This window comes from Roseibium alexandrii DFL-11, assembly GCF_000158095.2.
GTDB lineage: Bacteria > Pseudomonadota > Alphaproteobacteria > Rhizobiales > Stappiaceae > Roseibium > Roseibium alexandrii.
This window is the reverse complement of sequence record NZ_CM011002.1, coordinates 913202-937337: the sequence shown is the minus strand read 5'-3', so window position 1 is coordinate 937337 and position 24136 is coordinate 913202. Positions and strand designations below refer to the sequence as shown.

The window sequence follows — 24136 nt, the reverse complement described above, 5'->3', positions numbered from 1 at the left end:
GACTTAGTCCAGGTGGAATTTTTCCAGCTGAGTGTGCTGGGCCTTGATGTAGCGAACAGTGCCGGTTGAAGACCGCATGACCACAGTGTGCGTGGTGATGTGGTTACGACCGAACCGGACCCCCTGCAGCATGTTGCCGTCGGTTACGCCGGTTGCCGCGAACAAAACGTCCGGACCAGCCATTTCTTCCAGCGTATACTTCTTCTTGATGTCGTCGATGCCCATGCGGTGCGCGCGCTCGACTTGTTCATCGCGGGTGATCACCAGACGGGACTGCATTTGACCGCCGATACAGCGCAGGGCCGCAGCAGCGAGAACACCTTCCGGTGCGCCGCCAATGCCGGCATAAAGGTCGATGCCGGTCTCTTCCGCATCGGTTGTGTGGATTACACCGGCGACATCGCCGTCGCCGATGAGGCGGATCGCTGCACCGGTCGCCCGGATTTCTTCAATCAGGCGAGCATGCCGCGGACGGTCGAGCACACAGGCCGTGACTTCTTCGATCTTAACACCTTTTTCCTTGGCAACAGCGGCCAGGTTGTCTGCAATCGGTGCATCCAGATCAATCAGGCCATCCGAATAGCCAGGACCGATCGCAATCTTGTCCATGTAGCTGTCCGGTGCATTCAGAAGATCTCCTTCCGGAGCCAACGCGATGACAGCCAAAGAGTTCGGCAGATTTTTTGCGCAGATGGTGGTGCCTTCCAGCGGATCCAAGGCGATGTCGACCTTCGGTCCTTGCTTCGTGCCGACATTTTCGCCGATATAGAGCATCGGAGCTTCGTCGCGCTCGCCTTCCCCGATCACCACCGTGCCATCAATCGGGAGGCGGTTCAATTCCCGGCGCATCGCATCAACAGCCGCCTGGTCTGCGGCCATTTCGTCGCCATGACCGCGCAACCGGGCGGCTGACACTGCTGCTCTTTCGGCAACACGCGCCAGTTCCAATGTCAGGATACGGTCAAGCCCGCTGGCTGGCTGGTGTTCTGTGTTGGACATCAACATCTCCGCTTTTCCCCCGTTCCGCACGTCCGCGGGACGTTTGACTTACTTCAGTTTTTCGATCCGGATCATCTGCGGCTGTTCTGCGACCACGCCTTTCGACATGACCACATCCAGCGCTTCTTTGATGGCGATCTCGGTTGTTTCATAGGTGATCAGGATGACCGGCTGCGGCGCATCCGCACTGTCGCGGTCTCTGTCTTCTGCCGCAGCCCGTTTTTGAACGATGGACTCAAGCGAAATACCGGCATCGCCCATGCAGCGGGCAATCTCGCCGAACGCGCCCGGGCGATCGTAGACCGACAAGCGTATGTAATAGCCTCCCTCGTGAAGGCGCATCCGGGCCCGCTCATACGGAACCAGATCTGTTGCCGGCATGCCAAGAACGGGAGTTTGATCGCCGCGGGCAATGTCTGTGATGTCGGCGACCACCGAAGACGCTGTCGCATTTCCGCCGGCACCCGGACCAACAAGCACGATCTCACCGACGTAATCACCGTCGACGGCAACAGCGTTCAGAACGCCGTCGATCCGTGCAATCGCGGACGATTTCGGTACCATTGTCGGGTGAACGCGCTGTTCGATCCCAGTGTCGGTGCGCTGCGCAACACCAAGCAGCTTGATCCGGAAACCGAGCTCGTCAGCAGCCTGGATATCGGCCGTGGTAATGGAAGTAATGCCTTCCATGAAAATGCTGTCGGCATCAATCTCGGTGCCAAAGGCAAGGCTTGTTAGGATCGCCAGCTTGTGTGCCGTGTCGTTGCCTTCAATGTCGAAGGTCGGATCCGCTTCCGCATAGCCAAGACGTTGCGCATCAGCCAGGCAATCCTCGAAACTGATGCCTTCGGCTTCCATCCGCGTCAGGATGTAATTGCATGTGCCGTTCAAGATGCCGTACACGCGGCTGACTTCATTGCCCGCAAGAGACTCGCGCATGGTTTTGACGATCGGAATACCGCCCGCGACCGCTGCCTCATAATTGAGGCAGGCGTTGTTTTCCTCTGCGACCCGTGCGAGATCCACACCGTATTTGGCAATCAGAGCCTTGTTTGCAGTTACAACATGCACACCGCGGCTGAGCGCTGCGCGAACACTTTGCTCGGCCGGTCCGTCTTCTCCGCCAATCAGCTCAACAAAAATATCGAGCTCAGCTTCCTTGGCCATGGTCACTGGATCATCGAACCAGGTGAACCCGCTTGTATCAATTCCCCGGTCCCGGGTCCGGTTCCGGGCGCTGACAGCTGTAACCGTCAAAGACCGGCCGGTCCTGCGTTCGATCTGGCCAGCGTGCTTTTCCAGGAGTTGCACCACGGACGCACCGACCGTTCCAAGGCCGGCCACGCCGATTTTCAATGCGTCTGCCATTCGGGAATTAATCCAATTCTATTCAGCGAGAAGTCTCAAGCGGGATGACGTTGTGCAGCTTTTGCTCCACAGTTTCAAGGAACCGGCGGACATTTCTTGCCGCCTGGCGCAACCGCTGCTCGTTTTCAACGAGACCAATACGGACAAACCCGTCGCCGTACTCTCCGAAACCGATGCCTGGCGCAACCGCAACGTCGGCGCGTTCCAATAGCAACTTGGAGAATTCCAGACTACCGAGAGACCGGAATTTTTCCGGGATCGGGGCCCAGCAGAACATGCTGGCTTCTGGCGCTGGAATATCCCACCCGGCCCGGCCGAAGCTCTCAACGACAACATCCCGGCGCTTCTTGTAGATATCCCGGGTTTCACGGATGCAATCATCCGGACCGTTCAGCGCCGCTGTCGCAGCAACCTGAATCGGCGTGAAAGCACCATAATCAAGATAGGACTTTACCCGTCCAAGGGCGCCAATCAGGCGCTCATTGCCAACTGCGAAACCCATCCGCCAGCCCGGCATGGAGAAGGTCTTGGACAGCGATGTGAATTCGACCGTGACATCCATTGCCCCAGGAACCTGCAAAACAGATGGCGGCGGCGTATCCCCGAAGTAGATCTCTGAATAGGCAAGATCCGAGAGAATGAAGATGTTGTGCTTGCGCGCAAAAGCCACAACTTCCTTATAGAAATCGAGATCCGCGCAATACGCCGTCGGGTTGGCCGGATAACACAGAATGATAGCGATCGGTTTCGGCACAGAGTGAATGACCGCGCGCTCCAGCGCCTCAAAGAAGCTGCTGTTCGGTTCAGCCGGAATATTGCGGATCGAGGCGCCGGCCATCAGAAACCCGAACGTGTGGATCGGATAACTCGGATTGGGGCTCAGGATCACATCGCCCGGCGCGGAAATGGCTTGCGCCATATTGGCGAAGCCTTCCTTGGAGCCAAGTGTTGCAATGACCTGGGTGTCCGGGTCGAGCTTCACGCCAAACCGGCGGCCGTAATAGGATGCCTGAGCCTTCCGCAGACCCTGAATTCCCTTGGAAGCGGAATACCGGTGGCTGCGCGGGTCCTGAACGACTTCGGTCAGCTTGTCGACAATGTGCTGCGGTGTTGCCAGATCCGGGTTGCCCATACCAAGATCAATGATGTCCGCGCCCGCCGCTCGCGCCTTGGCTTTCAAGCGATTGACCTGTTCAAAAACATACGGTGGGAGCCGTTTGATTTTGTGGAATTCCTCCATGGGCGCGGATCCTTGCGGCTTGATAAAAAGATATGTCAGCCCTGCCGGATGAGCAGGTTGCGCGCCCTTTTAACAGGCCTTTTTGAATTTCGCACCCATCTTTGAGCGCCTAGCCACCTAAATGTGGGAACAGGTAAGTTTAGCCGGGGTCTGCCAAGAACGCCCCTGAGAAGAGGGACAGCACACCAATTGGAATGCTTGATAACGGGCAGCTATGCCGGATGGGGGTTATAGAATGCGAATTGCGGTTCTTCAGCACCAGAAAAAAACCTGGCCTTTTCAGCTGAGCCGACAACCGTTTTGCCCCGGCCGCTCGCTTTGGCTTCGTACATAGCCCTGTCGGCAATTTCCAACGCCTCGTCCAGTCCAAGATCAAGCGGTACCGAACTGACGCCAGCACTCAGCCCAACCTGAACAGCACCCTCGGTCTCTTCAGAACAGGCGGCTGCAAAATGAGCCCGTATCCTTTCTGCGAGAATCCGAGCTTTGCTTGGCTCCATCCTGGTGGACAGGATGACAAACTCATCACCACCGAGCCGGCCTGCCACCGTATCAACCGGTCTTGTTTCCTCGCAAACCCGGCCGAAAACTTGAAGGACCAGGTCACCGGTTGCATGGCCGTGCTTGTCGTTGACCCTCTTGAACTCATCAATGTCGAACCGGATCACCGTGAGACAGTTATTTGCGCCGGACACCGACTTGAACGCTTCCGCCCGTTCAAACACCGCCCGGCGGTTGGGCAATCCTGTCAGACAATCGCGATAGGCGGCCGATTTGAATTGCAAAAGTGATCGCTCGATCGGCATCGCGAGAGCGGTAAACATGGAAAGCACCATAGCAACCAGGATAAGCAGAAGCGCAATCAGAATGACATGACCACTGATTGCCTCGAACAGTCCGTTTCCAGCGCCAAATCCAAGTGCGGTCAGCAAACTGAAATGCGCGCTCGTTTCCAGAGCTGCACTGAAAGCGTAAACCTTCGGCGTAACAAGGTTTTCTGTGTTCCAGCGCAAGCAGATTATGGCCGACCATGCGATGTAGAGCATCATAACCGGTTGCACGAAAGCCACCCGGCTGGACAATGTTGTCGCAAATTCCGGAACCGAGCAGAGTAATAGCCAGACGCCGGCAAACCCTGCAGCAATCCAAAGGCGCAAAGGCTGGTAAAAGAAGGCTGCGACACCGCTGCGTCTCAGGCCAGTTGCAAACAGGATAAGAAAATTCGCTGCAATGATCGTCAGGTCGTCGGGCAACACACCACGGAAGCTTATTAGCAGAGTTCCGATCGCACCGAGCAGGAACGCAATAGACCACAGCCCGAAGGACAAGTGCCCTGCCCGGTCGCGATGTTTCCAGAAGAAAAAAAGAAAGCACAACACAGCACTGGCTGTCAGCTCAGCGACAACTAAGGAAAACAGTATAGTCTTCACATCAAGCACGAGCGCCCCCAAAACGCCGGGACCACATTTCTGCTGAACAAGGTATGTGCTCACCCGCAAGTGGCATACCAAAGTCTCGAAGTTATCCAAAGTTGTTTTACGTAACGGTACTCGCTATTTTTATCGTGAGGTGACGCAAGGTGTGTCAGCTGAAGCCATGATAAAATTGACACTCAGTGACACTGTAAAAAATAGACCGGAGCGCTACAGGCAGTCCGCTGAACTCAGAGCGAAGGCCGCTTCAATCAATTCACTGCTCATCTGCGAGAGTTTTAAGATATTCTTCCGTCTCGGCCCGCTCCAACGGGTTGATCAGGCCCTTTGACTGCGCGGACGCGTTCGGCGGACCATAACCCGTTGGCGGCTGCACCGTGCCTGATCGTGTTTTTTGGTCCGGGTTCACCGCTTTGACGAGCGGCGTGCCGGGACCAATGGCGCAGGATTGCAGGATGCTTGCACCCAAGAACACCAAACAGAGATCGCGCCGCACGCGCATGATTGCCGTCTCCCTAATCTACAACTGTGATCATACTTCCATCGAAGTGTCACACAAGTCCTCTAGCACAGCGGCAACACGCGTTATGGAAACCAATCGACGGCGCCGGAACGTTGTGCCATAAATGTAACTGACGTTCCGAATACAAGCGCAAATAGAAACACATAACGCTGAGGAACCGCCCAACAGACTGCCGCCTCCAGACGGCAGTTAAGAAGACCGGAAGTCGGAGGAATCCCTGCTTATGGCTGATGACCGCCAGCATCCCATGTTGCAATACATCATCAACAATCCAGAAGCTTTTGCGCAAAATCTTGCGAAGACATTGGAAAATGCAGGCAAGGCGCTCGCTGCGTATATCGAGCCGCGCGAACAAGGCAAGATTACGCACGAATCGACGGACGAACTCACCGGCGTCGTCAAGACACTCGCTCAGGTAGGCGAGTACTGGGCGTCTGATCCGCAGCGGGCCTTGGAAGCGCAGGGCCGCTTGTGGAGCGGCTACATCGATCTCTGGAATTCTTCCCTGAAACGGATGATGGGCGAACAGTCGGAGCCGGCCGTGAAAGCCCCGGTAACGGACAAGCGGTTTGCTGATCCCGACTGGGAAAACAACCAGTACTTCGATTTCGTCAAACAGATTTATCTCATCACCAGTCACTGGGCAGAAGAGATGGTCCACGAAGCGCAGGGACTGGACGAGCACACCCGCCACAAGGCCGAATTCTACGTCACTCAGATTTCCAACGCACTCTCGCCGTCGAATTTCCTTCTGACCAATCCTGAACTCCTGCGTCTCACGATGGAGAGCAACGGTGAAAATCTCGTCAAGGGCATGGAGCATCTGGCCGAAGACCTGAAGACTGGCAAGGGCGAACTGAAGATCCGCCAGACAGATCCGTCAAAGTTCAAACTCGGTGAAAACCTTGGAACCACCAAGGGCAAGGTCATCGCGCAAAACGACGTGTGTCAGGTCATCCAGTATGACCCGACTACGGACACGGTCTTGAAGCGCCCCTTGATGATCGTGCCGCCGTGGATCAACAAGTTCTACATCCTCGACCTCAACCCGGAAAAATCTTTCATCAAGTGGGCCGTGGATCAAGGCCACACGGTGTTCGTGATCTCCTGGGTCAATCCGGACGAACGGCAAGCTCAAAAGAGTTTTGAGCACTATATGAAAGAAGGCATCCTCAACACGCTGGATGTCATCAAGCGCGCCACCCGTCAGGAAGAGGTCAATGCAATCGGCTATTGCGTCGGCGGCACGCTCCTCGCCGTAACGCTGGCCTATATGGCGCAGACGGGCGACGACCGGATCAAGACGGCAACCTTCTTCACAACGCAGGTCGATTTCACCTACGCCGGTGATCTGAAGGTGTTTGTCGACGAGGAGCAAATCTCCATCCTGGAGAAGCGCATGGCGGAAAGCGGATATCTGGACGGGTCCAAGATGTCGTCGGCCTTTAATATGCTCCGGTCCAATGACCTCATATGGTCCTATGTGGTGAACAACTACTTGAAGGGGAAAGAGCCCTTCCCGTTCGACCTCCTGTACTGGAACTCAGATTCTACCCGCATGCCGGCAGCGAACCACTCCTTCTATCTTCGCAATTGCTACCTCGACAACAAGCTCTCAAAGGGCGAGATGGAAATCGGCGGTCAAACGCTTGACCTCTCCAGGGTCAAGATCCCGATTTTCAACCTTGCAACACGTGAAGATCACATCGCGCCACCAAAATCGGTGTTCCTCGGATCTGGTTGTTTCGGTGGACCAGTGGAATATGTCCTGTCGGGTTCCGGTCATATTGCCGGCGTCGTCAATCCGCCAGTCAAGAACAAGTACCAGTACTGGACCGGCGGCGAAGCCAGAGGCACTCTGGAAAACTGGCTGAAGAACGCGGAAGAGCACCCTGGATCCTGGTGGCCCTATTGGGACGAGTGGATCCGGAAAAACGATCCGGCTGAAGCCAAGCCGCGCAAACCTGGCGCCAACCGGGTCAAGATAATCGAAGACGCCCCGGGAAGTTATGTGATGAACCGGATCTGAGTTCGAAAAAGAAGGCGCGGATCTGAGCGATCCTTTCGTGCCTTCCTTAGTTTTTCAGGAAGGTTTCTCACAATCAACGAGCTGCAACAGGCAGACAAGGTTCAGAGCGCCACGTCTAACGGTGTTCTGGTCATCCCGAGAAGTTTTGAGAACTTGTCGGCGGCCATCGGTCGGCCGAAATGGTAACCCTGCGTGGTCTCACACCGGCAGCTCAGCAGGAACGCTTGCTGTTTGGCAGTTTCGACCCCTTCTGCAACAACATTTAGCCCCAGTTCACGCCCGAGGCTGATAATCGCGCGGACAATTGCGCGGTCGCTTTCCTTGTATTCGAGATCCCGGATGAAGCTTTGGTCGATCTTCAGCCGGTTCAAAGGAAAATTCTTTAAAGCGACAAGGCTGGAATAGCCGGTGCCAAAGTCGTCAATCGCCAAATGAATGCCGATCCGCCGGAAATCTTCCATCAAGGCGACGGCCTGCTCCACATTCTGGATGACAAGGCTTTCGGTAAACTCCAGTTCCAGATACCTCGCATCCAGACCGCTGGTGTCGAGCGCAGAAAACACATCTGACAAGAGAGCCTTGTCGCGGAACTGGTTCGCAGAAACATTTACCGCGATCGTTATGTGCGGAAGACCGGCGTCCTGCCAGGCTTTGTTTTGACGGCATGCTTCGTTGAGGACCCAGCGGCCAAGGGATATGATCGCGCCGGTTTGCTCTGCAATTTCAATGAACTCACCGGGCATTAATCTCCCGCGTTCCGGGTGAGTCCACCGCACCAACGCCTCAGCACCAACAATCCGGCCGCTCATCAGATCAATCTGTGGCTGGTACTCCAGGAACAGTTCATTGTTGTCAATGCCCCGACGCAGCTCTTCAACCAGCTTCAGCCTGTTGACACCCGCCGGCGCCGTTTCCCGATCGAAAATGAAAAAATTGTCCCGGCCGAGATTTTTGGCTTCAAACATTGCCTGGTCAGCATTTTTCAAAACTTCATCGGCCGTGTCGCCATCAAGCGGGAAGACGGCGGTCCCGATCGAACAGGTCACATGAAGCGTCAGGGTGTCCAGCTCGATTGTTTTCAGAATTTCGGCGCGCATGCGCGCAAGATAGTCCTTTAGTTCTGACTTGTGCGCGGTAGGGCCATCTACGAAAAGGACAAATTCGTCCCCGCCAAAGCGAATTGTCTCAAAGGTGATGTTGTGGGATCCGAGGATGCGATCCGCGACAGTGGACAAAACGTCGTCACCAACAGCATGCCCATAGCTGTCGTTGATGAACTTGAAGTTGTCCATATCCACAAACACGACAGCAACCGGTTCGCCGGTCTGGCGGCTTGCCTCGATTTTAGCTTCCAGCTTTCGTTTGAACTTCCGGCGGTTCGGCAGTCCCGTCAACGGATCATGATCTGCGAGATACCGGATCCTTTTTTCCGCCCGGTCGCGTTCGACGGCAATGGAAGCCAAATGCGCTGCCTCGCGAACAATTTTTTCTTCACGTTCTGACGGTGCCCGAACATCGGTCCAATAAAATGCAAAGGTCCCCAAGACCTTGCCACTCCCGGAGAAAAACGGCACGGACCAGCACGATTTCAGGTTAAATTCGCGAACGAGATCGACATACTCAGCCCAGAGTTCGCTGTCGAAAATATCCTCGACAAACACTGCTTCCTTTCGAAAAACAGCCGTTCCGCAAGACCCTACTCTTGGACCAACCTCAATACCATCGACTAAGTCCAGATAGCTCTTGGGCAAGTTTGGCCCTGACGCGGACAGGATATGATTGCCGCTGTCGTCCACCAGCATGACGGAACCCATGCCGCTTTCCAGCTGCCCTTCGATCATGAGCACGAGAGAATTCAAAACATCCTGCAGCGGCAAACCGCTCACCAGTTTCTTCAGGATCTCGTTCTGACCCCGCTGCAATTTCTCAGCGTTTTGGCGCTCAGTCACGTCTCTGGAGATACCGACGATACCAACAACATCACCGTTTTCTTTGCGGATCGGATATTTGGATGACGAAAACCACTTTTCGGTACCGTCCGGCAAAACGATACGGTCCATAACGTCGACCAAATCGCTGCCTTCACGCATCATGGACTGCTCGTCCTCATAGAACACCTGCCCGACCTCGGGTGGATGCAACTCCAAATCGGACTTGCCAATCAACTCCGCACTGGTGGAGCGGCCCATATCTTCTGCGACCTTGTCATTTGCCATGACAAATCGCGACCGGCGGTCTTTTACATAGACATAATCGGAAACGAGGTTCACCAGCTGCTGAAGCCAGTCCAGGTCGCCGAACATGTCCAGGGAGCTGTCAAAGCACGCTGTCGTGTTCAACTCTTCCAGTCTGGTCGCAAGGGATTTCATGGCTTGCCAGTCGGCAAAACCAGTTGGGCCTTCGTTTCTTCCCTGAGACACCTGTTGATCCGTCATGGATCCGCCTTCAACCGCATCTGCTCATCACTTTTTCTTGCAGACCATCCTAGTAACACATTCCAGACTGCCAAAGCGTTTACATGCATTAATCCCGCACAAGCTCTATGTGTTTGGTTTGATTTTCCGTTAATCCAACCTCAGAAACGCCGCATGGAAGGAAAACCGAACCAAAGCCCAGTCTGATTATTGTCAACTTTGCCGAGCCGCCCGCTTTTCCCGGTTTGCAAAACCCGGTGAGCGCGCGGTATAGGTTCTTACGAAGGGAAACAAATCCAGATCATGCACACACCGCCACTGCTTCATTCTGATGATGGACGACCGGCACACTGGGCCGGGCCAACTGGGTCAGCCCGCTACACGGCACGGTCTGGTTCGCCTGCCCCGGCACGAGCATCTGTCATGGCAGCGCGCATGGTTGTCCCTGCATGTGCTGCGGCTGCAAGCTGGACTGTGATTTGGATCGGCCCGTTTTATGCCGCGGTGCTGGCTCTTTGGACCTGTTGGGTTGTGGTGGCCCTGTCTCGGCATATTCCGACTGTTAGCCTGCGCTTATGCCGGGAGGCCGCCTACGGGGAACGTATCTGGCTCAATCAGTTGAAACAAACCAAAGCTCAGCAAGGACCGATGTTGGGTCTTTATCTGACCGCATGGACTGCGCTCGGCGTCACGATCCTGGGTGGTTTGTTGCAATCGCCTCTTGTGACCGTCACAGGTGTGATTGTCGCCGTAATCACCCAGTTTGCTTTATGGAAGCAACTGTCTGCCTATTACAGCCAAAACAAGACTACCCATCCGCTCTACCGCTTTTGGGACGCAAGAAAAGCCAATGACAACAACAAGTCATTCAAAGGCTTATCCGACGGGCACACGACGTCCGATCTCGGGCGTCAACGTCAAAGACCTTCTGTCCGCTGACGCTGCTTTTCGGCAAGCAATCCAATATACATCAGCGCTACGCTTGCGCCCGCAACTGATGTGATGTCGGCATGGTCATAGGCCGGCGCGACTTCCACAACATCCCCGCCAACGAAGTTCAGATCACCCAGCCGGCGCAGGATCATAAGGGCTTCCCGGCTTGTCAGGCCACCTGCAACTGGCGTTCCGGTCCCCGGCGCGAAAGCAGGATCAAGGCAATCAATGTCAAACGTCATATACGCCTTGGCATCGCCCACCCGGTCTTTCACCAGTTCGACCACGCCGTTGACCCCAAGCAGCTCCACTTCTTCTCCGTAGAGAATTTCGAGACCGCAGGTTTCGGGCGCATGCGTGCGAATGCCAATCTGAATTGATTTTTCAGGGTCAATCAGACCTTCTCGAACTGCACGGCCAACAAAGGTGCCATGATCGATCCGATCTCCCTTGTCATCCCAGGTGTCCTGGTGCGCGTCGAACTGAACGAGGGCCAAAGGTCCGTGCTTTTCGACATGCGCCTTCAGCAAGGGATAGGTGACGAAATGATCGCCTCCGATGGAAAAAAGATGCGTGCCGCTCTGCAGGATTTCTCGCGTCTGAGCTTCGATGTGGCCCGGAATATCTCGGTTGTGGCCATAGTCAAAAACGCAATCCCCATAATCGACACAGGCCAGCGTTTCGAACGGATCAAACTCGAAGGGGTATTGCGGGTCCCCGTCAAAAATAGCCGATGCTCGGCGCACCCCCTGAGGTCCGAAACGAGCACCTGGCCGGTTTGAGACGGAAGCGTCAAACGGAATGCCCCAGACGGCCAGATCGACCCCGGTCAAATCGCGGCTGTACCGCCGGCGCATGAACGACAAGACGCCGCCATATGTCGGCTCGTGCGACCCTCCTTTGAGGGAATCGCCAAGGAACGCGTTGTCCGTCTGGCGAGGCAAATCAACAGCCATGGGGCACCTTTATCAAAAGAACTGCAGGCACTTAAGCGCAGTCTATCGGCAACCTCAAGCATTCATTCAGACCTGGGCACTGATGAGATTTGACACTTACCGTCAAAGTTAGATTGCATTTTCGGCGGCCTTTTCATGGAGGTGTTTCTTGAATTTCTGAATGGATCTCGCGTTGCCGACCTCCCGTATCGCGTTTAAAAGGCCTTGCCTCGTGCGGCGGGCTCCGGCAGCATGATTTCAAGGACATAGAGATTTGGCAGACACAACGGCAAAACTTCTGCGCGGCAGACTGCTGACCTTCACCTCCGCGCCAAACGGCCCTGAGGACACTTCTGCCTATACCTATGAAAATGATGGCGCACTCTTGATTTCCAATGGAGTTATCAAGGCACGCGGGACATATGCCGACGTCAAAGCCACGGCATCAGAGCCATTTGAGGAAATCGACCACCGGCCGCATTTGCTGATGCCCGGTTTCATCGACACGCATTTGCATTTTCCGCAGGTGCAGGTGATCGCCTCTTGGGCGGACCAACTTCTCGACTGGTTGAACGACTACACCTTCCCGGCCGAGCAAAAGTTCGCCGATAAGACCCACGGTGACCGGATCGCACAAGGGTTCTACGACTGTTTGCTTTCAAACGGCACGACGACCGCGGTCGCCTACTGCTCAAGTCATCCAAACTCGGTTGAGGCATATCTCGAGGAAGCCGCCCGCCGCGGCATGCTGATGCTCGGCGGCAAGACGATGATGGACCGGAACGCGCCCGAAGCCCTCTGCGACACTGCCGAAAGCGCCTACTCAGACAGCAAGGCACTTTTGGAGAAATGGCACGGCAAAGGCCGCGCACATTACGTCATCACACCGCGGTTTGCGATCACCTCGACACCTCAGCAGCTGGAAGCTGCCGGCGCGCTCCTGAAGGAGTATCCGGACTGCCATTTGCAGACCCACATCAATGAAAACCACAACGAGATTGCCTTCACGAAGGAACTCTACCCCGACGCACAAGACTATTTGGGTGTTTATGAAGAGTTCGGACTATTAGGGCCAAAAACACTGCTGGGCCATTGCATCCATATGAACGATCGGGAACTGGGCGTGATGCGTGAAACCGGCTCTGTCGCGGTGTTCTGCCCAACCTCCAATCTATTCCTCGGCAGCGGTCTGTTCGACAAGAAGCGAACAGAAGCGGCCGGCATTAAAACCTCAATCGCCACCGATATTGGCGGCGGCACGAGCTATTCCATGCTGCGCACGCTGGATGAAGGCTACAAGGTCCTGCAATTGCAGCGCCAGCGCCTGCATCCGCTTGAAACCTTCTATTGGGCAACGCTCGGCAATGCGAAGGCGTTGTCACTGTCTGAAAAGATCGGTTCGCTGGACGTTGGCACCGACGCGGACATTGTTGTCCTGAACGCCAAAGCCACACGCCCAATGGCCCTGCGGATGGAAACAGCTGAAACGCTTTCCGAAGAGCTGTTCGTCTTGCAAACCCTGGGCGATGACCGCTCCGTTGTGGAGACCTATGTCGCAGGTACGCCGCAGAAACCTGCTGACCTCGGCACCGCCAATATCTAACGCAAAATTACGTATTGCCCGCAAGGCCCTGACTTTGTCTACTAAGAAAAAAGTCTCGGCTTTGAAGGGGATGTTGTGGACACAATCACGAGCAATCTCAACCATGATCCGCTGCCGTTTTTCATAACGGCACCGGGCCAGACAGACACGCTGTTCATCGCGGTCAGTATCTTTATGATTTTGGTGCTGGTCGGGTTCGGCGCGCTGTATTTCACAGTTCAGGCCTGGCCGGACCGGATGGCGTCCGGCATGGGCAAGACCCAGATCCAGATTGTCGGGCTGCTCGGCCTGTTGTCCCTGATCACCTTCAACAACGCCTTTTGGGTTGCAGCCCTTTTGCTCGCCGCCATTCCAATTTCGCAGATTGTTTTACCTGTTAAGGTCAAATCGCTCCGCTCTGGCCGGACCGGCAAGCGAAGGATCCGGTAATGCTTGAGCTGCTCTTCAGCGCCCTGATTACGATCCTTCCGGATTACCTTTATCGCCGCTACAAGCAGGGCAAGCGGCTTGGTCATGAGATCAACCTGTTCACAATGTGGTATGAGCTGCGATGGGGCATCACGTCCTGTGCCGTGCTTGCGATCAGTCTGCTGACGGTGATTTTCTATTTTCACCCCACCACAACGAATGTCACCTCGCTCTTCAGGACCGTCTCTATTCTCAGCGATCGACCCGGCCGGGTCGAGGAGGTTTATGTTGCCGACAACCAGTTTGTCCGCGCCGGGGAACCAATCTTCCGGCTCGACACACAGCGGCAACAGGCTGCAGCTGAAACATCACGGCGCCGGATTGCCGAAGTGGAAGCCGCAATTCTGGTCGGTCAAGCGGAACTTGCAGCGGCCGAAGGCAATATCGTTGCTTCTGAAAGTCAGCTACGCAAGGCACAAGATGATCTCACGCGGCGCCTTGACCTGTCTGAACGCAACCAGAATGTGGTCACTGAGCAGGAATTGGAGCGCCTGCGGTTGACGGTGGAAGGTCTGACCGGGTCGCTGGAAGCAATTAAGGCGCAGCGCGATGCGAACCAGACCCGGCTCCGGGTTCTTTTGCCTGCGCAAAAGTCGAGTGCCGAGGCGGCACTTTCGCAGGCGGAAACAGAGATCGAAAAATCGACCGTCTTTGCCGGGACAAACGGCACTGTCCGCCAGTTCAAGCTCCAACCGGGTGACCTCGTTAATCCCATCCTGCGTCCGGCCGGTATTCTGATTCCTGAAGGATCGGGCCGTGGCCGCTTTCAGGCCGGCTTTGGCCAAATCTCAGCTCAGGTTCTCCACATCGGCACCATTGTTGAGATTACCTGCGCCTCGAAACCGCTTGCGGTCATCCCGATGGCTGTTACTGAAATCCAGGACGCCATCTCTGGCGGTCAGCTCCGGCCCACAGACCAGCTGGTCGACATTCAGGACCGCGCGCGTCCCGGCACGATCCTGACTGTTCTGGAACCTGTTTTCGAAGGTCATGCGGATTACATCCCGCCCGGCAGCCGGTGCATAGGCGTTGCGTACTCCAATCACGACAAGGCCATCAAGTCTGGTGAAAATTCCGGATTCTCTGCCTTCCTGTTCCGGATCGTGGACGGGATGGGAATTGCGAATGCACTCGTCATCCGCATCCAGTCCCTGCTTTTGCCCATCAAAGTGCTGGTTTTTCCAAACTAGGCTCTGAGGGCACGGTCATCCTTACGGGTTTGAAAAATCGAACTGCCAGTGCCACAGACGCGAAGACAACAAACACGACCCCACTCGCGGCGTATACCGCTTCAAATCCATAGCTCTGGAGTGCCGGAGTAAACACAAATGGCGACACGATCTGTCCAAGGAACATGGATGTTGTGATCATACCGGAGACCGTTCCACGCCGAGCGGGAGGTGCAATGTCGAGTGCGGCAAGAAACAAGGCTGGCTGGACGAACGCATAGCCAATGCCAATCAGTGCGCAACCCGGGATGATGAATTGCCATGCAGGATATATTGCCAACGTGGCAAACCCACATCCCATGATAAGAAAACCCACCGAAAACGTGCATGGAAGACCGAGACGGCTGCGGATCGCTGCAAACTTCAACGCAGTGAAAGCGCCCGAAAGGGTCAAGGCACCGAGCCCGAGCGCCGTGCCGGTCGCCCCGTTAAATCCAGATGCGTCAAGAAAAAACGGCAATTGGCTGGGCATCAGAAAAAACATCATCACGGTCACCATCGAAAGACCGGCAAGTCCCAAAGCGAAAGTCAACCATGATCCAGCTTGCGCGGCTGAAGGTTCGGATGCCCCATTCGTCAAAGATGCGGGCATGTCAGGAGCGTGTTTCCGTTTCTGATACTCCTGTTTCATAACCGGCCAGAGCAACGGTAGAAGCAGAAGAGGCAACGCGTATATCAAAAAGGGCAACCGCGGAGAGACGCCGGCCAACAGACCGGCTCCACCGATAAACAAAAACCCGCCGAAATTGATCGCAACAACCTGCCCTCCCATAAAGGCACTGCGGCGGTTGCCCTGGAACAAGTCGCCCGCAAGCGCGACCTGCGCGGTCATTGTAAAAGCAAGCGCGACCCCAAGCAGCAGACGGCTTACAAGGATGGCATTCAGATCGTTCAGATAGGCGCCGGCACTGCCCGACAGTGCGAACACCAAAACACCGGCCATCAGCAGCCAGCTGCGCCCGAACCGGTCAATCGCAAGCCCGGCAAGCGGTGCAACCAGAACCACGGTCAAGGATGGCGCCGAGACCAGGAAACGGACCAGATAAGCCGCGCCCGGCTCGCCTGAAAAACTGGCTTCCAGCGCAGGCAAGGCAGGACTGATCGTGGCATTCGCCATGATTTTCAATGAGGCAGTCAGAAGCAACGCCAACGCGGTTGCATCGCGCCAAAGCGATGTTTCCGGCCGGCCATTTGAATAAGTCATGTAAAAATCCTCTTGCATGACGACTAAGTTGGCTGCAGCCTACAAGTTCAAGTCGACTTAAGGTCAAGAGATGAAATTACTCGATATTTCGGAAGTTGCGCGCCAGTCCGGGGTCGCCGCATCGGCGCTGCGCCACTATGAGGAAAAAGGGCTGATCCATTCTGCCGGCAGGCGAGGCCTGAAACGGCTGTTCGGTCCGGAAGTCCTCGATCAGCTGGCCGTCATCCGGCTCGGCAAAGCCGCCGGTTTTTCGCTGGAGGAAATCAAGGGCATGTTCGGACCGGACGGCCGCCCGTCTCTCTCCCGCTCGGTCCTGCGCACAAAGGCGGACGATCTTGATGATCAGATCGCCCGGCTCACATCCTTGCGGGATATGATCCGGCACGTAGCCGACTGCCCTGCGCCGCGTCACATTGAATGCCCGAAGTTTCAAAAACTCATCCGGATCAGTGCCCGAAGGAGCGCTGTGAAACCCGGCAAGTTCTGAACTTAAAAGAAAACGGCTTAGCGGCGGTTGAAAAAGAGAATGACCTGACGGGCCTGACGCTGGAAGATGCTTGGCCCTTCAGGTCTGCCCTCCCCGGTCTCGACCGTCCGGATCACTGACCGCACCAGAAAGATGGCCGCAACGCCGAAAACCACGCCACCGGCGGCTTGTCCGATCAACACACCCGGCGCCCCCCAGATCGATCCACAAATCATCACAAGCGGTATGGTGCCAAGCGTATGACGCCCCCAGTTCATCCAGGTCGAATAGAACGGACGCCCCAGATTGTTGAAGAACGCGTTGGAGACAAAAAGAGCGCCATTGAAGAAGAATGCCAGGGCCAGAGGACCGCAGAAGAGATAGATCAGCGTCAAGGCAACACCCTGCACTTGAAACAGGGCGGCTATCGGCTCTCTCAAAAGAAAAAGCACCAAGGCGGCGAACGCGACCACCAAGGCTGTGAACAAGAGCGCATCCCGCAAGACCGTGCGAACCCTTGTATAGGCACCCGCCCCATAATTCTGCCCGACGATCGGCCCGACGGCCCCTGAAAGCGCAAAAATCGTCGCGAAGGCGAGCGGGCTCATCCGCGCAACGACAGCCATTCCTGCAACCGCATCTTCGCCGAATTCGGCCATAGAGCGGGTGACAAACGCCTGACCAACAGGGGTCGCCAATTGGGTCAGAATTGCCGGAACGGCAATCGCCGCGATCGGCGGCAGCGCTTTCATGAAAGCGGATTTACCCGGAAGGCTCAGACCGCCGTAATACTGAAAAATCGGCCAGATGGCGAAGACAGCGAGCGCGATGCGGGACGCTGCGCTTGCAAGGGCCGCTCCGGTCAACTCAAGATCAAAGCCAAAGATCAGGATGGGATCCAGCACCGCGTTGACCAACCCGGCAATGATTGTACAGGACATCGCGCGCCGGGCGTCCCCGTGGGCCCTCAGGATTGCGCCTCCTGCCATGCCCAAGAGCAAAAAGGGCAAAGTCGGAACAATGATCGACAGGTAATCAACGGCAAGTCCGTGAGTCGCCCCGGTCGCCCCGATCAGGCTGACCAGAAAATCAAGCCCGAACCAGACCAGGGTCGCAAAAGCAATGCAAAAGAGGACGCCCCAGCCGAGCGCCGCGGATGCCCTACTGCGCGCATGATCCTTGTCTCCCTCGCCGAGCGCCCGGGCCACCAATGCACCGGCTGCAATCGCAACACCGATGTTGAAGGATGTGGTGAAGAACAGGATCGCACCCGCGTAACCAACCGCGGCCGCCAACTCATCCTTGCCGAGCATCGAGATGAAAATCATATCGACGAAATCAACGGCGAAGATCGCCATCAGCCCGACGGACGAGGTCAGTGACATCACCGTGACATGACGAAATAGGTTGCCGGACAGGAATTTGGCTTGGGACATGAGCACAGACATTTTGCAGGGACTCAAACAGCGGTCCCTGCGCGCGTCATGCCACGGGATGGTCTTGTGTGCAAATCATGACTGAAGAACGAAGTGCACATCGTTGAATTCAACCCGGTATGCTGAGACCTCCCGCGCAAGAGTGGCCGGATCGTTGGTCGTCAAAGCACGAGCGATCAGCCCCGCCAATTTCGGTGCGTGTTTTACGGTCACGCCTCTGCGCACCAATTCCGGGGTTCCAATTCGCAAACCGTTCATGTCTCCCTCAACCGGTGCAATCGGAAGACCGATGCCACAGGCCAGAAAACCCGCTTGGCGCAGTTTTTTCGAAGCCGCTTGCCCGCCACCGAAACTGGCCGCCTCTATCGCGAACTGATGGGACTGGGTAAATCCCTTTCCCGCGCCGAAAACTGTCGCGCCGTTCTCCTGCAGTTCCTTTGCCAATTCTTGTGACAGAGCGATCATCTCGGCCGCATAAGCTTCGCCATAGGCCTTCCAGTCCAGCATGGTCACTGCGAGCGCGGCGGACTTGGCTGCATCAAAATTTGCCGTCATGCCGGGAAACGCAATCGCATCCAGCCGTTCTGCCAGATCGGCTTCATTGGTGACAATCAAGCCACCTGCTGGTCCGCCAAGGCTCTTGTAGGTGCTCATCGTCATCATGTGAGCGCCTTCCTTGAGTGGGTTCGGCCAGGCCTTGCCGGCAATGATCCCGCATTGGTGAGCCGCATCGAAGAGAACCTTGGCCCCACACCCGTCGGCAATCTCGCGGATCTCCCGGACCGGATGCGGGAAGAGATTGAGGCTGCCGCCAATGGTGATCAGTTGCGGTTTCACGCGGCCAGCCAGTTCCTTCAGCCCGTCAAGATCGACCGTGTAGCCATCCGCGCTCACTGGCGCTTCGTGAATATCAAGGCCATAGAGACCGGCACATCCGGCGGCGTGGTGGGTCACGTGACCGCCGATGGACGCGGGTGGCGCAATGATCGTATCGCCGGGACGGCAGGTCGCCATGAAGGCATAGAGATTGGCCAGCGCGCCGGAGCCAACCCGGATTTCGGCGTAATTCGCCTGAAACACTTCCGCGCAGAGTTCGGCGCAGATGACCTCGATTTCCTCGATCGCTTCCAGGCCCATTTCGTACTTGTCGCCCGGATACCCGAGCGACGGCCGCGACCCGAGCCCGGCAGCGAGCGCAGCTTCGGCTTTTGGGTTCATAACGTTGGTCGCCGGATTGAGATTGAAGCAGTCGCGGTCATGGATCTGGAGATTCTTTGCGATCAACGCGTCGATGCGCGCCTGCGTCTCCTCCAGATTGGCTAGGGCGGTTCGGGCCGCCAGTTCTTGAACATAAGCCTCGCAGGCGTCCGGTACCCAGTCTCTTCTTTCCAATGCAGTCATTTCGCTCTCCCGCTCTGTTGGTTGGAACGAAAGCAAATGGTGGTGGAACCTGCAAACGAGTTTTGCTATTTATTTGCCCTAGATTATCTATGCCTTATGAGATCTACGATGGCAGTTACCCCTCCACGACCGAAAATGCCGCCGCTCAATGCTTTGAAGGCTTTCGAGGCTGCTGCTCGGCTCAACAGTTTTTCAGCAGCCGCCGACGAGCTATGCGTTACACCAGCTGCGGTTGCACAGCAGATTAAAAGCCTCGAAACCTGGACAGGCAAAAAGCTATTCAAACGCAACGCCAAAGGCGTTCAGTTGACACCATTGGGCGCGACCGTCTTGCCCGGCTTCATAGCGGCCTTCGACACAATGGCGTCTTCGGTGCAAACCCTTAGGGCAACCGCCAACCCACATGAAATCCGGATTGCGGCCACACCGAGCATATCTCAGTTGTGGATCTCGCCGCGCCTGCCGGGCTTAAGGGCTACAATACCGGACCTGTCCCTCTCCCTGACGGCCATGGAGGAGCCGCCAAATCTTGCGCGCGAACCCTTTGATCTTTCGATCTTTTTCAGCAGCAAAGAAGATGACTGCGGCAATGAAATCTTCATTGGATCGGACACGATATATCCAGTGTGCCCGCCGGAGACTGCGCTGAAACTCCGCACCCTGGATGATCTGGCGAGCGCGACGTTTCTATATGATACCACCTGGAAATCGGACTGGGAGACTTGGCTCTCGCACATCTCGGAGGGCAAACGGCTCCTAAAGTCAGGACCTGAGTTTTCTCTTTATTCACTGGCACTGCAGGAGTGTAGGAATGGCGCAGGCGTCTTGATCGGACACGATTTACTGGTGCGGCAGGAGCTGAAGACCGGAAACCTGGTTGCTCCGTTTCCAGAAAAAGTCGCCCTGCAGAAAAAACTCACCATCAAAACGCTTCACAAACTGGATGCAAAATCTCCGCTCGGGACGGTGGTGGAATATTTGAAGAAGCCAGATCCTTGACCGGCTTGGCTTCGCGCTTGGTGTCGATTGAAGCGACAACTGTTCATCCCGATCAGATGATCTCGTCTTCATCAAACATCGGATCGTCCTCGAGCTGGTTGCTGAGATTTTCCAAAGTGCCTTCCGCCCGAGAAACGGACATCACACGCCCGAGGTGAAACACGGCATCGCCCTCGTTGACGACCGGCATGACTGCGCGGCCAACAATCACCCCGTCAAACGGCGCAATGATATCTTGTTCCCGCTCGCCGAACGGATCAGACACCGCACCCAAAACGGTACCCTCACGCACCAATTCGCCATCGGCTTTAAAGATCCGCAACAGTCCACCCATCGGTGCCCGCAGCCACTTGCTGGACCTGCACACCCAGGGACCCGACTTTGGTTTGGAGATTCCCTTGGCGGTCAGCATTTTGAAATGCCGCATGATCCGCAACACCCCGGCGACACCGGCGCGAACGGACAACTCATCAAAGCGCAGTCCCTCGCCCGCTTCGAACAGAAGCACATCCTTGCCGGCGTCTGCAGCGGCTTGGCGCAGCGATCCGTCGCGGATTGGCGAACGCATGATAATCGGAGAGCCAAAAATTTTGGCGAGCTCCATGGTCCGCTCATTGTCCGGAGAGACCCGCACCTGAGGATAGTTGATCCGGTGGATCGCAGCAGAATGAAGGTCAATGCCGAGATCCGATCTCTGCACGATCTCGTTCATGAACTGGTGCGCCAGACGCGACGCCAAAGGCCCGCTTGCAGAACCTGGAAACATGCGGTTCAGGTCGCGCCTGTCCGGCAGGTATCTGGAGTGGTTGATAAAACCAAAGGCGTTGACGATCGGGATCGCAAGCAAAGTACCCCGCATCGCGGCAAGGCCTGGCGCCTTCAACAAACGCCGGATGATCTCAACACCGATGACCTCATCGCCGTGAACACCACCGCTGACAAAGATCGTTGGTCCGCTGCGTTTGCCGTGGACGACGTGCACGGACATCGTAACCGGTGTGTGATCTGAGAGTACGCTAACCGGCACATCGACTGTTTGCCGGGTTCCTGCCGGAACCTTGTATTGGCCGATCTCGAAGGCCGCGCGCGGTGCCATCAACCGCTGCCCTTCGTTCTGGTCGCGCCAGATTTGGCGTGCTTCTCCATGTACTCGATGATCTTGCCGGCGATATCAAGCCCGGTTGCCTTTTCAACGCCTTCCAGGCCCGGGGACGAATTGACCTCCATGATGACCGGCCCGTGGTTGGACCGCAGCATATCGACGCCGCACACGTTCAGCCCAAGGCTTTTGGCCGCGCGAACGGCCGTTGCCCGCTCTTCGCTTGACAGTTTAACCACCTGCGCAGATCCGCCGCGGTGCAAGTTAGAGCGGAAATCGCCTTCCGCCCCGGTCCGCTTCATGGCAGCGACAACCTTACCGCCAATCACAATCGCCCGGATATCGGTGCCACCGGCTTCCTTGATGAATTCCTGCAGCATGATGTTCACGCCGGCACCGCGAAACGCCTCGACAACGGATTTCGCCGACCGGTCGGAATCCGCTAGAACCACACCGATCCCCTGCGTGCCTTCCAAAAGCTTGATAACGATCGGAGCCCCGCCTGCAAGCCTCAAGACTTCTTCTGTCTGTTTCGGATCATGGGCAAAGGTCGTCACTGGTAGCCCGATTCCATCACGGGCCATCAACTGCATGGAGCGCAGCTTGTCACGCGAGCGTCCGATCGCGACGCTTTCATTCAGCGGATAGACGCCCATCATTTCAAACTGCCGCAGGACCGCCATGCCGTAAAAGGTCACAGATGCTCCAATCCGCGGAATAACGGCATCAAATCCGGTCAGCTTCTCCCCGTTATAGTAAACTTCCGGCCGCCGCGACGCGATGTTCATGTAACACCGTAAGGTGTCGATGATTTCCAGCTCATGTCCGCGCGTTTCCGCAGCCTCTTTCAGACGTTGGTGGGAATAGAGTTTGGCGTTCCGGGCCAGCATTGCAATTTTCATAATACGTCCTTTCAGCTGAATTCGTCATTTCTCGCTGATCAAATAAGCGCGGCGGGTATGGACGGCGATCGCGTGATTTTTCAAAGCAGAGCGCCCGACGATCATCGGGAACGTCATGTTTGTGCGATCGGATAAAGAAACATCAATGGTCCAGGTTCGGTTTCCGAACCGCGCCCGGGTCCGGATGATGATCCGCTCTTCAGGGATACCGCTTGTGTTCTTGATCCACCGGTCAGAATGAATTTTTGCGGTGGCGTAGTGGTCGCCTTGTCCATCCGCGTCCAACGTCAGAAAACGGACCCAGGGTTCCCCATCCTGTTCAAAATGTTCGATTTCACTGACATGCAGTGCAGACGTCCGCGCGCCCGTATCAATCTTCGCTTTTACGCCGAAAAGATCCAAATCAGGCAGGCTGACTCGCTCCATCCAGCCAATGATTGTGAGCGGGCGTTCCTTGCGCTTCGGCGTGTCCGGTTCTGGTTTGTCCGTCATTTCATCCATGACCACCCTACTGTTGCAAAGCGCTGCCCGGAGTACAACCCATCTGGGCCGATCAATCCGTGCCGGACGCACACAGAGCCGCTCGCCACCGCAAGCCTGATGCGGCGGTTCACTGCTGTTTGAGTAAAATGATAGTCTTGCCCCACGGCGCCTACTACCAAACAACATGTCCATTATTTGCGATCAACAGCAAGCGAATTTTTTGTTCATTCGCAATAATTTGCAGCGGATAGGCGGACCTGAATTTCATGATCAGAAACACAGAACATCCAAATTCGCCGCTCAGATATTTAGCTGAAGAGATTCATTCTTTTCGAAGCGTGCGGCCAGCAACGCTTGCTCCAAATTCCAAGTGCGATTGCCGTCAAAACCACCATTCCGTTTACGTCAAAAAGAACCTTGTTTGCCGTAATATTAGTTCGTATATAAACTAAATTAGTCCACATTCGAACCAAACAGATGTCCAAGAAACTTCGCGTCTTCTATCTTCTGCAAGTCGCCTATTCGGCTGTGTTCCGCGCGGCAGATCACCGGGCCCGGCAAAACACGGGGCTTACGATCACACAGATCGCCGTCCTCTTTCTGCTCAATGAAAAGGACGGACAACCGGTTTCCGAAATCGCAAACCGTCTTTCCATGGGGAAGTCCAGTCTCACCGGGCTGATCGACCGAATGTGCGAGAAACAACTGGTCAGGCGCAGCCCCTGCCCGGTCGATGGACGCGTCACGCGGGTCTACCTGGAAGACACCGGCCGGACGGCCGCTCAAGAAGCAAGCCTCCACACGCGGCACTACAACGCCGCCCTGCTTGCCCCGTTTACAGCAGACGAACAGGACGTCATCGGCCGGTTCCTCCACCATCTCGCCACCAACGCAGACACTATCATCAACGGACCAAGTGCCGGTCAATCCGATGGGCCGGACACGGACAAAGGCCAATCCCCGTCGTGAAGG

General features: G+C 56.0%; 21 protein-coding genes. 8 read left to right on the top strand and 13 right to left on the bottom strand.

What is annotated here, in order from left to right:
* Nucleotides 1-3: 3 nt before the first annotated feature.
* The 5 genes from glpX to SADFL11_RS04370 all read right to left on the bottom strand — a co-directional run bounded on the left by glpX (nucleotide 4) and on the right by SADFL11_RS04370 (nucleotide 5542).
* Nucleotides 4-999: a class II fructose-bisphosphatase gene (gene glpX / locus SADFL11_RS04390; RefSeq protein WP_040452098.1), complete on the bottom strand. Its 996-nt coding sequence runs from the start codon at nucleotides 997-999 to the stop codon at nucleotides 4-6.
* A gap of 48 nt (nucleotides 1000-1047) precedes the next feature.
* Nucleotides 1048-2367, bottom strand: coding sequence for a homoserine dehydrogenase (locus SADFL11_RS04385; RefSeq protein ID WP_008196575.1), 1320 nt, complete (start codon nucleotides 2365-2367; stop codon nucleotides 1048-1050).
* 22 nt (nucleotides 2368-2389) lie between these two features.
* Nucleotides 2390-3607 (bottom strand): LL-diaminopimelate aminotransferase, encoded by a 1218-nt coding sequence (locus tag SADFL11_RS04380; protein ID WP_008194789.1) that lies wholly within the window; start codon nucleotides 3605-3607, stop codon nucleotides 2390-2392.
* 212 nt (nucleotides 3608-3819) lie between these two features.
* Nucleotides 3820-5046, bottom strand: coding sequence for a GGDEF domain-containing protein (locus SADFL11_RS04375; protein ID WP_008188850.1), 1227 nt, complete (start codon nucleotides 5044-5046; stop codon nucleotides 3820-3822).
* 250 nt (nucleotides 5047-5296) lie between these two features.
* Entirely contained in the window at nucleotides 5297-5542 is a 246-nt protein-coding gene (locus SADFL11_RS04370; protein ID WP_040450646.1) for a hypothetical protein, read from the bottom strand.
* 244 nt (nucleotides 5543-5786) lie between these two features.
* Between SADFL11_RS04370 and SADFL11_RS04365 the strand changes: the two genes are divergently transcribed.
* Nucleotides 5787-7592 carry a PHA/PHB synthase family protein gene (locus SADFL11_RS04365; protein ID WP_008189946.1) on the top strand — a complete coding sequence of 602 codons (1806 nt, stop codon included), beginning with the start codon at nucleotides 5787-5789 and terminating at the stop codon, nucleotides 7590-7592.
* 101 nt (nucleotides 7593-7693) lie between these two features.
* Here SADFL11_RS04365 and SADFL11_RS04360 read toward each other — a convergent pair whose 3' ends face one another.
* Complete coding sequence (locus tag SADFL11_RS04360; protein ID WP_008194491.1) at nucleotides 7694-10027, bottom strand: sensor domain-containing protein; 2334 nt, start codon at nucleotides 10025-10027, stop codon at nucleotides 7694-7696.
* 282 nt (nucleotides 10028-10309) lie between these two features.
* On the opposite strand from SADFL11_RS04360, the gene SADFL11_RS04355 reads away from it, so the two are divergent.
* Nucleotides 10310-10945: a hypothetical protein gene (locus tag SADFL11_RS04355; protein ID WP_134852901.1), complete on the top strand. Its 636-nt coding sequence runs from the start codon at nucleotides 10310-10312 to the stop codon at nucleotides 10943-10945.
* Here the strand turns inward: SADFL11_RS04355 and speB are convergent.
* Nucleotides 10924-11895 carry an agmatinase gene (gene speB, locus SADFL11_RS04350; protein ID WP_008192603.1) on the bottom strand — a complete coding sequence of 324 codons (972 nt, stop codon included), beginning with the start codon at nucleotides 11893-11895 and terminating at the stop codon, nucleotides 10924-10926. The genes SADFL11_RS04355 and speB overlap by 22 nt on opposite strands.
* Nucleotides 11896-12148: 253 nt before the next feature.
* Here speB and guaD point away from each other — a divergent pair, with 253 nt between their 5' ends.
* The 3 genes from guaD (at nucleotide 12149) to SADFL11_RS04335 (ending at nucleotide 15135) form a co-directional block, all read left to right on the top strand.
* Nucleotides 12149-13477 carry a guanine deaminase gene (gene guaD, locus SADFL11_RS04345; protein ID WP_008195762.1) on the top strand — a complete coding sequence of 443 codons (1329 nt, stop codon included), beginning with the start codon at nucleotides 12149-12151 and terminating at the stop codon, nucleotides 13475-13477.
* Between the two features lie 75 nt (nucleotides 13478-13552).
* Nucleotides 13553-13906: a hypothetical protein gene (locus tag SADFL11_RS04340; protein ID WP_008189213.1), complete on the top strand. Its 354-nt coding sequence runs from the start codon at nucleotides 13553-13555 to the stop codon at nucleotides 13904-13906.
* Nucleotides 13906-15135: an HlyD family secretion protein gene (locus tag SADFL11_RS04335; protein WP_008189261.1), complete on the top strand. Its 1230-nt coding sequence runs from the start codon at nucleotides 13906-13908 to the stop codon at nucleotides 15133-15135. Before SADFL11_RS04340 ends, SADFL11_RS04335 begins: the two co-directional genes overlap by 1 nt.
* Here the strand turns inward: SADFL11_RS04335 and SADFL11_RS04330 are convergent.
* The gene (locus tag SADFL11_RS04330) at nucleotides 15110-16378 is read right to left on the bottom strand and encodes an MFS transporter (protein ID WP_134852900.1); all 1269 of its coding nucleotides are present in this window, start codon (nucleotides 16376-16378) and stop codon (nucleotides 15110-15112) included. The two genes, SADFL11_RS04335 and SADFL11_RS04330, sit on opposite strands and share 26 nt — an antisense overlap.
* 70 nt (nucleotides 16379-16448) lie before the next feature.
* On the opposite strand from SADFL11_RS04330, the gene SADFL11_RS04325 reads away from it, so the two are divergent.
* Entirely contained in the window at nucleotides 16449-16865 is a 417-nt protein-coding gene (locus SADFL11_RS04325) for a helix-turn-helix domain-containing protein (protein WP_008190267.1), read from the top strand.
* 17 nt (nucleotides 16866-16882) lie between these two features.
* Here the strand turns inward: SADFL11_RS04325 and SADFL11_RS04320 are convergent, their stop codons facing one another.
* Together SADFL11_RS04320 and SADFL11_RS04315 are read right to left on the bottom strand one after the other, a co-directional pair.
* Nucleotides 16883-18292, bottom strand: a complete 1410-nt coding sequence (locus SADFL11_RS04320; RefSeq protein ID WP_209002726.1) for an MATE family efflux transporter — start codon at nucleotides 18290-18292, stop codon at nucleotides 16883-16885.
* Between the two features lie 63 nt (nucleotides 18293-18355).
* Nucleotides 18356-19681, bottom strand: coding sequence for a serine hydroxymethyltransferase (locus tag SADFL11_RS04315; protein WP_040450648.1), 1326 nt, complete (start codon nucleotides 19679-19681; stop codon nucleotides 18356-18358).
* A gap of 108 nt (nucleotides 19682-19789) precedes the next feature.
* Here SADFL11_RS04315 and SADFL11_RS04310 point away from each other — a divergent pair, with 108 nt between their 5' ends.
* Nucleotides 19790-20680, top strand: a complete 891-nt coding sequence (locus tag SADFL11_RS04310) for a LysR family transcriptional regulator (RefSeq protein ID WP_040450650.1) — start codon at nucleotides 19790-19792, stop codon at nucleotides 20678-20680.
* 52 nt (nucleotides 20681-20732) lie between these two features.
* Here SADFL11_RS04310 and SADFL11_RS04305 read toward each other — a convergent pair whose 3' ends face one another.
* From SADFL11_RS04305 to SADFL11_RS04295, 3 genes are read right to left on the bottom strand one after another with little or no spacing between them, the layout of a single operon-like run.
* Nucleotides 20733-21776 (bottom strand): succinylglutamate desuccinylase/aspartoacylase family protein, encoded by a 1044-nt coding sequence (locus SADFL11_RS04305; RefSeq protein ID WP_008191584.1) that lies wholly within the window; start codon nucleotides 21774-21776, stop codon nucleotides 20733-20735.
* Complete coding sequence (gene rimK / locus SADFL11_RS04300) at nucleotides 21776-22681, bottom strand: 30S ribosomal protein S6--L-glutamate ligase (RefSeq protein ID WP_008193904.1); 906 nt, start codon at nucleotides 22679-22681, stop codon at nucleotides 21776-21778. The genes SADFL11_RS04305 and rimK overlap by 1 nt, the downstream gene beginning before the upstream one ends.
* A 24-nt stretch (nucleotides 22682-22705) precedes the next feature.
* Nucleotides 22706-23173: an ATP-dependent zinc protease family protein gene (locus tag SADFL11_RS04295; RefSeq protein WP_040452102.1), complete on the bottom strand. Its 468-nt coding sequence runs from the start codon at nucleotides 23171-23173 to the stop codon at nucleotides 22706-22708.
* Nucleotides 23174-23641: 468 nt separating this feature from the next.
* Here SADFL11_RS04295 and SADFL11_RS04290 point away from each other — a divergent pair, with 468 nt between their 5' ends.
* Complete coding sequence (locus tag SADFL11_RS04290) at nucleotides 23642-24133, top strand: MarR family winged helix-turn-helix transcriptional regulator (protein WP_008194402.1); 492 nt, start codon at nucleotides 23642-23644, stop codon at nucleotides 24131-24133.
* Nucleotides 24134-24136 lie beyond the last annotated feature (3 nt).